This is a genomic window from Mesorhizobium sp. M0518 (genome assembly GCF_040321125.1).
Taxonomy (GTDB): domain Bacteria; phylum Pseudomonadota; class Alphaproteobacteria; order Rhizobiales; family Rhizobiaceae; genus Mesorhizobium.
Genome location: NZ_JAMYQY010000046.1, coordinates 1 through 10,416, shown reverse-complemented (window position 1 = coordinate 10,416; position 10,416 = coordinate 1). Strand labels below are relative to the sequence as shown.

At 59.0% G+C, this 10,416-nt stretch carries 7 protein-coding genes and 5 pseudogenes; 7 read left to right on the top strand and 5 right to left on the bottom strand.

Annotated features, from left to right (window positions below; translation table 11 throughout):
* A pseudogene (locus NKI66_RS32235) lies at positions 1-93 on the bottom strand (DNA-binding response regulator); the annotation flags it as partial.
* On the opposite strand from NKI66_RS32235, the gene NKI66_RS32230 reads away from it, so the two are divergent.
* Positions 74-448, top strand: a complete 375-nt coding sequence (locus NKI66_RS32230; protein ID WP_352593620.1) for an acyl carrier protein — start codon at positions 74-76, stop codon at positions 446-448. The pseudogene NKI66_RS32235 and the gene NKI66_RS32230 overlap by 20 nt on opposite strands.
* Before the next feature lie 105 nt (positions 449-553).
* Here the strand turns inward: NKI66_RS32230 and NKI66_RS32225 are convergent, their stop codons facing one another.
* From NKI66_RS32225 to NKI66_RS32215, 3 genes and pseudogenes are all read right to left on the bottom strand, one after another.
* A complete protein-coding gene (locus NKI66_RS32225; RefSeq protein WP_023737119.1) occupies positions 554-1,171 on the bottom strand; it encodes a hypothetical protein in 618 nt (205 codons plus the stop codon).
* Positions 1,171-1,350 carry a hypothetical protein gene (locus NKI66_RS32220; protein ID WP_031194388.1) on the bottom strand — a complete coding sequence of 60 codons (180 nt, stop codon included), beginning with the start codon at positions 1,348-1,350 and terminating at the stop codon, positions 1,171-1,173. The genes NKI66_RS32225 and NKI66_RS32220 overlap by 1 nt, the downstream gene beginning before the upstream one ends.
* A pseudogene (locus NKI66_RS32215) lies at positions 1,347-2,077 on the bottom strand (IS6 family transposase). Before NKI66_RS32215 ends, NKI66_RS32220 begins: the two are co-directional and overlap by 4 nt.
* 294 nt (positions 2,078-2,371) lie before the next feature.
* On the opposite strand from NKI66_RS32215, the gene NKI66_RS32210 reads away from it, so the two are divergent.
* The 3 genes and pseudogenes from NKI66_RS32210 to NKI66_RS32200 all read left to right on the top strand — a co-directional run bounded on the left by NKI66_RS32210 (position 2,372) and on the right by NKI66_RS32200 (position 3,908).
* A complete protein-coding gene (locus tag NKI66_RS32210) occupies positions 2,372-2,749 on the top strand; it encodes a hypothetical protein (protein ID WP_023679574.1) in 378 nt (125 codons plus the stop codon).
* A gap of 122 nt (positions 2,750-2,871) precedes the next feature.
* Positions 2,872-3,123 (top strand): annotated as a pseudogene (locus NKI66_RS32205) (DUF1403 family protein); the annotation flags it as partial.
* 75 nt (positions 3,124-3,198) lie between these two features.
* Positions 3,199-3,908: pseudogene (locus NKI66_RS32200) on the top strand (IS6 family transposase).
* A gap of 127 nt (positions 3,909-4,035) precedes the next feature.
* On the opposite strand, the gene NKI66_RS32195 reads toward NKI66_RS32200, so the two are convergent.
* Complete coding sequence (locus tag NKI66_RS32195; RefSeq protein ID WP_023766567.1) at positions 4,036-5,955, bottom strand: potassium transporter Kup; 1,920 nt, start codon at positions 5,953-5,955, stop codon at positions 4,036-4,038.
* A 443-nt stretch (positions 5,956-6,398) separates the two neighbouring features.
* Between NKI66_RS32195 and NKI66_RS32190 the strand changes: the two are divergent.
* The 3 genes and pseudogenes from NKI66_RS32190 to virD4 all read left to right on the top strand — a co-directional run.
* Positions 6,399-6,668 (top strand): annotated as a pseudogene (locus NKI66_RS32190) (integrase core domain-containing protein); the annotation flags it as partial.
* A 301-nt stretch (positions 6,669-6,969) separates the two neighbouring features.
* Entirely contained in the window at positions 6,970-7,746 is a 777-nt protein-coding gene (locus NKI66_RS32185) for a hypothetical protein (protein WP_245260339.1), read from the top strand.
* A gap of 247 nt (positions 7,747-7,993) precedes the next feature.
* The gene (virD4, locus tag NKI66_RS32180) at positions 7,994-9,739 is read left to right on the top strand and encodes a type IV secretion system ATPase VirD4 (protein WP_352487763.1); all 1,746 of its coding nucleotides are present in this window, start codon (positions 7,994-7,996) and stop codon (positions 9,737-9,739) included.
* Positions 9,740-10,416 lie beyond the last annotated feature (677 nt).

Sequence of the window (10,416 nt, the reverse complement as noted above, 5' to 3'; positions counted from 1 at the left end):
GACTGCGGTTACCTTCAGGGCATGCATCGTGAGATACTCGGCGATGAGGCGCCGCATTGCGGCATCATCGTCAATGACAAGAACATGTTTCAACGGCACACCTCGTTTTGGGGGTTGGGCCCCGATCAGGGTTGCATTACCTGAATCTGCAATCAAAAGGCATGTATTAGTGATGACATTACTTGAAATTGAACAACTGGTTCTCAAAACCCTCAACGCTCTAGTTGCCGAAAAAGTAGAGGTCTCGATGACAACCAGAATGCGGGATCTCGGCCTCGACAGCCTCGACTATAACGAGCTTGCTACGGCGATCGAGAGCCGACTTGGCTGGTTTGTCGACGATTACAAGCTCTGGCAATACGAGTCCGTAAGGCATGTCGCCGACGCCGTCGCCAGTCAGGAGTTGCGCACCGCGGAACCACCAGCAGTGCGGCAAGTGCTGGAGTAGTGCTGTAGGCACAGGTTACGGTGAGGGCAGCTTGGGCGGCGGTAGCTATGGCCATTGCTCCGCTGTGGTTTGTATCCGTGACTGGTGTGTTTGAGAACTGTTGGGTCAGCCCGGTCCATGTCGCAGTGCCGATGCCCCCTTGGTGGCGTTGCCCGCAATTGCGATCGCTGCGCCCAGGGCACCAATGCTGACGGTCGTTGTCAGGCCACCCGTTGAATTGTTGTCAGAGGCAACAGTGCCCACCACACCATCCCAATCGGTGGTCGTATAGACCGACATGTAGTCACGGAACACGCTCTCACTATACGTGGTCACGATCGTTGCCGTCGTACCGGTTGGCACGAGGGCTGACCACACTGACAGATAGACCACACCAGAATTGAAGATGCTTTCCACCTGAGCGAGAAGGGTGGCAGCCACACCCCCAATCGTCATACTGTTGACGGTCACTGCACTTTCGGTGTCAGTGGTCTCAGTTGTCACGATGACACGACGATTAGCGTGTGGCGCGACAAGAAGCGGAATGCTGGTGTGGGTGTAAACGGTCGTGGCAGTCGAGTCTTCGTGAGTGCCATTGAAGACCAGATCTATCGGGAACATTTTCTCCCAGACGCCCGAGCTGCGCACATAGACCTGTCGAGCCTTGGTCCAGAGGCTTGAGATTTTCACCCAGACGGCGCTGGCCGCCCCCCAGACCCCGGAGGCTTTGACGTAAAGGGCCATTACGGCTGCACCCAGAAATCACCGTCCACGCCGCCAGAAGGGGCAGCGGCCGAGATCGTGACGCTGCGATTTGCCATCGTGCCGACGCCGAGAAGCGCCTTGGTCTGGGCAATGGACTGCGGTCGACGATAATTGTCCCCGGTGCCGTCACTCGACACGCGACCGACGAAGCTCGTCACAGCGTCGGCACCTGTGGCGTAGGTCGAGCGGTACAAACGCGTCGTGATATCACCAGCGCCATCGCGCTGAGGCGATGAACATGTATGGCGAGAGCAGAACGTTTGGGGCGGGGCGGGACGAAGAGGTTGCGGAGGGCTGACAAGGTCGAGACGAAGCGTTGCAGGCCTCTCGGCGATCGGACCCCTGCATCATCCGCTCCCGTTTTCGCGGCGGCACATGGGAATTCTCCGCTCCGTTGTTCAACCCCTTGTGCGACCGGTGCTTGACGTCCGGCATCACCTGTCGCTTTGCCGCTCCATACGAGCGCAGCTAGTCGGTGATCATGCGCTTCGGCGCGAGCCCCTGCTTCTTCAACAGCCGCGTCAGCAAGCGCTTGGCGGCCTTGGTGTTGCGGCGGTTTTGCACGATTTCGTCCAGCACATATCCATCCTGGTCGACGGTGCGCCACAACCAAAGCTTTTTGCCGGGCGATGGTGACGACCACTTCGTTCAGGTACCAGACGTCATTCCGGCACGGCGGCTTGCGGCGCAAGCAGCGAGCGCAGTCCAGCCCGAACTTGATGCCCCACCGGCGACTTGTCTCATACGAAACCACGATGCCGCGTTCCAGCAGCATTTCCTCAACCAGGCGCAGGCTCAGCGGAAACCGGAAATAAAGCCAGACCGCGTGGGCGATAATAGGCGGCGGAAATCGGGGGGCGTGTAGCTGACGGCGGGCGTATTCATGCCCCCCGGCGTCCATGTCGCAAATCTTGACGATTGCTTTGTGTGTCAAGCCCGCCGCAGGTCTCAACGCGTTCAATGCAGACATTGTGAAAATCGCCCTATTCCGCCTTTTTTTACCGCCCCTTAAGTCCCCCGCTCGCATGCTTGTCGATGCCATTGAACTCATAGCCATCGGCCAAGGATTTTGGAAAATATGTTTCCGCTCGCAGCAGAAAACGTGAGAGTCGCTGTAGGCCTAACGTTAAGGGGAGAGAGCGGTTTGATTGGACGAAATGGGTACCGGAGTACCGAGTCATGAAGCCACGAGGTAATCTGGTCCGACTGAAGCAATTTCAGGTGAATGAGAAGCGGCGACAGTTGCACCAGCTAGACATCATGATTGCCGATTTCGAACGCATGGCGCGAGAACTGGACTTCCAGTTAAACGCCGAGGAAACGAAGGCCGGCATCTCCGATGTCAATCATTTCGCTTATCCGACGTTCGCCAAGGCCGCTCGCCTACGTCGTGACAACGTCAAGAATTCGCAATCGGACCTTCTGCGGCAGAGAACCGCAGCCGAGCCATGCCTCGCCGAGGCTGAAGCAGAGCTCTCCAAGGCGCAAATGCTAGAATCGCGCAGCGGCAGAGGCCACGACCTCGAACCCGGCAACCGAAGCGCCATGATCGGCTGAGCCGGATGGCTTCAGCGCGCCTCATTCGCGACACCCGACTGGCCGTTGGCGCGCGAGAGGCGTGCGGGCACTGTAAAGATATCAGCGTATTGATGCAGCGATAGCTGGTCGGGACGGCTGTCATGCTGCGGCGACATACGCGATTTTGTTCCAGATTTGCATGGCGGCGTTACGCAGGTATTGGGGGAAAGTGGAACTGGTTGGCACTCGGATCATCGGTGGAAACGAACCGCTGCCGGCGGATCGGCGCCTGGCGGCAACGCCTGGCGCTTTCGGCGGCGGCGGTAACGGCAAAGCAGGCTGGCCGGTCGAGGATGAAGCGGCACCTGCGCGATGCCGTTCTGCTCACGGCCGGGAGACGGGGTCGGCCCCGCCGGCCGGATGCTGCTCGCTTGGCGCGGCATCGTAAAGTCAACCGACAGCTTATGAAGATGTGCGTACATTGGGCCATGTCAGAAGTTGCTCGTGATCCGCTCTATGGTCGCCACCGCTTTCCCGCCGAGATCATTGCGCACGCGGTATGGCTCTACTTTCGCTTTCCGCTCAGCCTGCGCATGGTTGAGGACATGCTGGCGGCCCGCGGCATCATCGTCACGCATCAGACCGTTCGAAGCTGCGCGGAGAAATTCGGACGGCATTCCGCCCAGGAGATCAATATCAGCCGGCTGTCTGGGCGATAAATGGCATCTCGACGAATGTGTCGTGGCTATCAGTGGCAAGAAGCAGTGGCTCCGGCGTGCCGTCGATCAGGACGGCTTCGTCCTCGAAGTGCTGGTACAAAGCCGCCGAAATGCCAAGGCGGCAAAGCGTCTGATGCGCAAGTTGCTGAAAGCTCAAGGGCGGACACCACGGATCATGATCACCGACAAGCTCCGATCCTATGATGCCGCCATGCGCGACCTCATGCCCGGCGTCGAACACCGGTCGCACACAGGCCTGAATAATCGAGCGGAAAATTCGCACCAGCCGACCCGACGACGCGAAAGGATCATGAAACGCTTCAAGTCGGCACGCCAGCTTCAGCGGTTCGTTTCCATCCATGATCCGATTGCCGACCTGCTCACTTTCCCTGCAATGCGCTGTCATCGGCTCAACATCGAGACCTGCGTAACGCCCCATGCAAATCTGGAACAAAATCGCGTGTGTCGCCACAGCGTGACAGCCGTCCCGGCCAGCTATCGCTGCATCAAGCCGCTGAAACTTACAGTGCCGGGCGCGCTGCTACCTGAATTTCCTTACCGCTCAATCAATGTGACAGCACCGATTCTTCTCAACCGCGGCATGCCCTAAATCGTCACTTGCGTTCCGATCTCGACGACGCGTCCGGTCGGGATCTGGAAGTACTCCGTCGCGTCGGCCGCCGTACGCGCCAGGCCGATGAACAACCGGTCCTGCCACACCGGCATGCCGGAATTGGGCGAGGCCTTGAGCGAACGCCGTGACAGGAAGAACGAGGTCGTCATGATGTCGAACTTCCAGCCTTGCTTGCGGCAGATCGCCAGCGCGCGCGGGATGTTCGGCTGCTCCATGTAGCCGAAGGTCAGCGTCACCCGCATGAACAGCTCGTTGACCGTCTCCATCTTGACCCGGTCGCTGTCGGGCACCACCGGTTGCGGCGCGGTCACCACCGAAAGGATGACGTTCTGCTCGTGCAGCACCTTGTAGTGCTTCAGGCTGTGCATCAGCGCGGTTGGCGCGCTGAGTGGATCGCTCGTCAGGAACACCGCGGTGCCGGACACCAGCTGCGGCTTTTTCTTCAGGAGATTGCCGGCGAGGAAATCGAGCGGGATTTCGTTGCGGCGGGTCTTGTCGAACAGATAGCGGCTGCCGCGCACCCAGGTCCACATAGCCAGCACAATGGTGAAGGCCACCGCCAGCGAAGCCCAGCCACCCTCGAACACTTTGACGATGTTGGAGGCAAAAAAGCCGACATCGATGAAGCCGAACAGCGCCGTCATGGCGACCGCCACCCACAGCCGCCATTTCCAGATCCGGGTCATGACGACGAACAGCAGCACCGTCGTCACCAGCATGTTGCCGGTCACCGAGATGCCATAGGCGGAGGCGAGCTTGCTCGATTCGCCGAAACCGACGACCAGCAGCATCACCGCCAGCGCCAGCAACAGATTGACGCGCGGCATGTAGATCTGGCCCGACTGCTTCTCCGAGGTGTGCAGGATTTCCAGGCGCGGCAGCATATTGAGCTGCACCGCCTGCCGGGTTAGCGAGAAGGCGCCGGAGATGACCGCCTGGCTGGCGATGACAGTCGCGGCCGTCGCCAGCACGACCATCGGGATCAGCGTCCAGCCTTCGTTCATCTCGAAGAATGGATGGCCGACGACGCCATTCTTGGCCAGCACGAAGGCGCCTTGCCCGGCATAATTGAGCAGCAGGCAGGGAAACACGATCGCCAGCCAGGCCAGCACGATCGGCTTGCGGCCGAAATGGCCGAGATCGGCATAGAGTGCTTCGGCGCCGGTGACGGCGAGGAAGATGGCGCCGATGGTCACGAAAGCGACGTCGGGCGAATTGATCAGAAACGCGACGATGTAGTGCGGGCTCACCGCCCACAGGATTTCCGGATCGGCGATGATGTGGTTGAGCCCGGAAAGGCCAATTGCCAGGAACCACACCGCCGTCACCGGGCCGAACACCAATCCTACCCCGCCCGTGCCGAAGCGCTGCACCGCAAACACCATGGTAAGAATGACCAGTGTCAGCGGCACGACATAGGGCTGGAAGGTCGGCGTGACGACATTCATGCCCTCAACCGCCGACAGCACCGATATCGCCGGTGTGATGACGGCATCACCGAAGAAAAGCGATGCCCCGACGATGCCGATGCCGAGCATCAGCGCCGAGCGCTTGGGGAAACTGCCGCGCGCCAGCGCCATCAGCGACAGCACGCCGCCCTCGCCGCCGTTATCGGCGCGCAGCACGAACATGATGTACTTGATGGTGACGATGATCGTCAGCGACCAGATGATCAATGACAAAACGCCGAGGATATCGCCGCGCTCGGCGACATTGCCGCCCGACGACGCCACCAGCGCCTCACGGAACGCGTAGATCGGGCTGGTGCCAATATCGCCATAGACAACGCCGAGCGCGCCTAGCATCAGCACCTCGGGGCTTTGCTGTTCGATTGCCGGATGGCTCGACTGTTCGACGGGTTCTGCCTCGCTACCAGTATTGGTAAGGACCATGGACGACACTCCGATAAGGGGCGGCCCTCTACCTTTGCTGCACTGCAATATCAAGTGCCGCGACGTAATGGCTCCGTATGCGGACCGCATTTGTTGCCGCACCGGCGGATTGTCTCATACGAAACCACGATCCCGCTCCCGGGCCATTTCCTCGACGAGACACAGGCCAAGGGGACCTGAAGGAGGGCCAGACCGGATGGGCGATGATCTGCGGCAGGAAACGATGGCGCTGCTTGTAGCTGACGGCATGTCTTTCTCCTTTGTGTGTCTGCCAGACGAGCGGGCGGGCACGGAAGTGGTCGCGCTCTGGCTGCCAGACATACTCGTCCAACCTGATGAAAACCTGACTTGTACACCCAGCCCAAACAGGTGCGAGGGGTCGGTCTATTACCAAAGGCTCTGAGGGCTGATTCTCTAGGGTTCGGCATTCAATACACCGAGCGCTTGCGGAGGCCGGCGTCGAACCCGCAGTGGGCAGTGTCGGCGACTCTTTCGATAATGCTCTCGCGGAAACGATCAACGGTCTTTACAAGGCCGAGGTGATCCATCGACGCGGACCCTGGCGCTCATTCGAGGCCGTCGAGTTCGCCACGCTCGAATGGGTCGACTGCTTCAACAATCGCTGGCTGCTGGAGCCCATCGGCAACATCCCGCCGGCCGAAGCCGAGGAACGCTACTACGGCATGTTGGATGAACCAGCCATAGCCGCGTGACTCAAACGAAACGGCCACCGGAATGCCCGGGGCAGTTCACATCGCATTTGATGCCAGCTTCATCGTATTTTCTTCGGCTTGGACGGGCACTTGGCAGACCCACAGAGCTGGGAACCCTTTGCCATACTACAACTGTAACATCATATCGGTTTAGCAGGTCAAGCTTTGGTGGTAACCTCATTGGGTAGAATAACTACTTTGGAGGCGAGCAATGGATCGCGATAACAAACGGGCACGTGCAGCTGCAAGATCATCTCAAGGCGTGGGGAGCAGTAGCCTCCGTGACGTTCCAGAGGGGCCATTGAGCGATGTTGCAGAACGGCTGGTAACCGCTAACCCGCGCGATACAGCGCGAAATCTTGGGGGCTTCAAAGGCCTCGGGACGCACGAGCGAACAGCCGTTCGGGGCACTCAACCCGGGCCAGAAACTGACCTCGCGAGATTTGAAAGGCGGACCAATCGTCTTGGACGATCAGCCATCGATCTGGCCGCGACATTAACAGCCGAATTGGGGTACAGCACGGATGACATAGCATTGCAGAAAGTCGGAGCGGCCAGTAATCTAGGCGATTACCTAACGCCAGGGCTGCAAGATGCTATTGTTAATCGCATTGGCAACATGGATCCGCCGTCGCAAGCTCTCGGAGCTTATTACGTTGCGCCACACTTCAGTAAGTTTACTGACGAAAACAAATCTCGCATTCTTGATCAGGCCATTGGATTGGCTTCTTCTGATCCGGATGGCAATGTCAGGATGATGGCATCCAATGCTATTCTCAACATGTATCAACAGTTAGACGCAAATCAACAGGCCCAAGCTCACTCAGTTTTTCCCGGCATGCAAGACATCTTGCCGCACATGCCGCCGCCGCAGCATGCAGCAGAGGAACGGAGTGCGAATCTGGACGGCCACATAGCAGGTATTGAGGCTGCAGTCCGTGATACAGTAGGCCCGCAAACCTCCTATGAACAGCTGCAGCGGGGTGCTCAAATCGGGCGGTCCATAAACCACGCCTTCAATCACGCCCGAGAGGACCTAATGGAGGCCACCAGAAGCAGAGATCGCTCCGGCCGTTGAGGTCTCGGCCATGGTACAGTGACGCTTTCCCTCCCGAATTCCGTTTACGGCCTTGCCGTTTCCAATTCGCTGGCCGTTGACGTACCTGCTTAGTGTAACTTTCAAAAACCACGTCTGCCGGGTGATGCGCTGCAAGCATCGCACCACCCGCTGCGGCATCGATCTGTCGAGCGGCGACATCGCGCGACGCCGGTTCGGTCTCTGAAGCACGCGCAGCATTAGCTACGGCTAATCCGGCAATGGAACAATGCTTTCAACAAAAACGACGCCCCCCAACATAGCCATTAGCATCGCGTGCTCACTCGCCGTGGGCTTCTGTGCGGCAAGTCTTTACGCAACCTTCCGCCACGGCGGCAGCGGCGAGGCTCTGATGGCGTTTGATGTCCGTGCCTTTTGGTTTGAGACGCCCTTCTATTTGGGTTTCGCAACCCCCGTTTTCTATCGGGGCGCGGCTATCGTGCTCTCGACGTCCGCGGTCGTCTTGCTGATTCAGCAGATCGTATTGCGCCGCAAGCTCGAACACCACGGGACGGCTCGTTGGGCTCGAGTGGATGAAATGCGACGCGCGGGATATCTGCGACGATACCGTGGCGTGACAGGGCCGGTGTTTGGGAAGACAAGTGGCCCTTTCTGGCCTGGCTACTACCTGACCAATGGCGAGCAGCCTCACAGCCTCATCGTTGCACCGACCCGCGCTGGCAAGGGCGTCGGCATAGTCATTCCAACGCTACTTACATTCAAAGGCTCGGTGATAGCTCTGGACGTCAAGGGGGAGCTCTTTGAGCTCACCTCGAGGGCGCGCAAAGCCGCAGGTGACGACGTGTTTAAATTCGCGCCGCTGGATTCGGAGCGGCGCACAAACTGCTACAATCCGCTGTTGGATCTTATAGCGTTGCCTCCACAGCAGCAATTCACCGAAGCCCGCCGCTTGGCCGCAAACCTGATTACGGCCAAGGGGGAGGGCGCGGAAGGTTTCGTCAGCGGCGCGCGAGATATCTTTGTCGCGGGAATCCTTGCCTGCATCGAGCGGGGCACGCCAACAATCGGCGCCGTCTATGACCTCTTCGCCCAGCCGGGGGAGAAGTTTAAGCTCTTCGCGCGACTCGCCATGGAGACCCAGAACAAAGAGGCACAACGCATCTTCGACGACATGGCGGGGAACGATACGAAAATCCTAACCTCCTACACTTCCGTGCTCGGCGATGGCGGGCTCAACCTGTGGGCGGATCCCGCTGTAAAGGCGGCCACAAGTCGCTCGGACTTTTCGGTCTATGATCTTCGCCGTCGCAGAACGTGCATCTATCTTTGCGTTGGTCCGAACGATCTTGAGGTGATCGCGCCTCTGATACGCTTGTTTTTTCAGCAAATCGTTTCAATTCTGCAGCGGTCGCTGGCCCGCCGGGATGAAAAGCACGAGGTTCTCTTCCTGCTCGACGAGTTCAAGCACTTGGGTAAGCTGGAGGCGATCGAGACCGCAATCACGACTATCGCGGGCTACAAGGGGCGTTTCATGCTCATCATCCAAAGCCTTTCGGCACTGACGGGGGCTTATGGAGAGGCTGGCAAGCAGAATTTTCTCAGCAATACCGGACTGCAAGTGTTCATGGCCACGGCTGATGACGAGACTCCGAACTACATTTCCAAGGCCATCGGTGAATACACGTTTGAAGCCAAATCGATTTCCCACAGCCAGGCGCGAACGTTCGACTGGACCATTCAGAATTCACATCAAGGTGCACCGCTATTGCGTCCCGAACAGGTTCGGCTGCTCGATGACGACTACGAGATTGTTCTCATCAAAGGTCTGCCACCATTAAAATTGAGGAAGGTGCGTTATTTTTCGGATCGCATTCTGAAACGCATCTTTGAACGCCAGACAGGCGCCCTCCCGGAGCCGGCGCCCTTGACGGGAGCAGAGGAGGCGCTCTCCGCCGAATCTCAACTCGATGACCCGCTGTGTGAATTGGCGCAGGACTTTGACGATACAGTTTGATGTGAGGCTGGTGTGGACCCCGCGAAAAAATCCATCCCGTGTAACAGCTTTGTCGCAGGTGCAGGACGCCGGCTTGGAAGGGCCAAGCCCGGCAAGTGGGCTTTGAGCAGCACGTGTCCGAGGCGCTCCGGCCGCTGTTCGATGGTCGAGCTGACGAGCCGCCAACCAATCCAGAGGAGCTTCTGCGACTGGAACAGGGGGTTTCGCGAGGTGCTTCAGCGTGGGCAGGATCATCAAGCCGCCTCGTCTTTTTTCAGCAACCCAGGGATGCCCGCTGGACGGGATGACCTCAACAGAAGCGTGTCGGAGGCTTTCGCAAGCTCTGGGACGCCGGAGTTCGGGCCGCCGCCCCCAGTCTTGGCTGCCAGCGAACAGCAGATCCGCCCTCGCCGGATGCGCTTGACCAGGGCAACCACCTGCCACCCGAGTGAGTCGTCCCAACAATGAACATTCACCAGCGCTGTTGTGGCCAGCGCAGACGCAGAGGGCCCTGAATACGCCGCAAGCCGTCGCCATTCAGCAGCAGCTGAGCGAAATCGGCAATTCAGGCGGCCGCGTGCATATGCAGAGAGGGGCTGATGCGATCTCCGGACCGGTAGCTCTCGCCGTAATTGATCAGGCTGGTACTGTTGGAAGGCTTGATCAGCCTCGTCACCCCAATCTCCAGCATAGCTCAC

Excerpts from the sequence above, each read along its gene's own strand:
- NKI66_RS32230 (WP_352593620.1), top strand. The coding sequence starts at position 74 with ATGACAAGAACATGTTTCAACGGCACACCTCGTTTTGGGGGTTGGGCC.
- NKI66_RS32225 (WP_023737119.1), bottom strand. The coding sequence starts at position 1,171 with ATGGCCCTTTACGTCAAAGCCTCCGGGGTCTGGGGGGCGGCCAGCGCC.
- NKI66_RS32210 (WP_023679574.1), top strand. The coding sequence starts at position 2,372 with ATGAAGCCACGAGGTAATCTGGTCCGACTGAAGCAATTTCAGGTGAAT.
- NKI66_RS32195 (WP_023766567.1), bottom strand. The coding sequence starts at position 5,955 with ATGGTCCTTACCAATACTGGTAGCGAGGCAGAACCCGTCGAACAGTCG.
- virD4 (WP_352487763.1), top strand. The coding sequence starts at position 7,994 with ATGCTTTCAACAAAAACGACGCCCCCCAACATAGCCATTAGCATCGCG.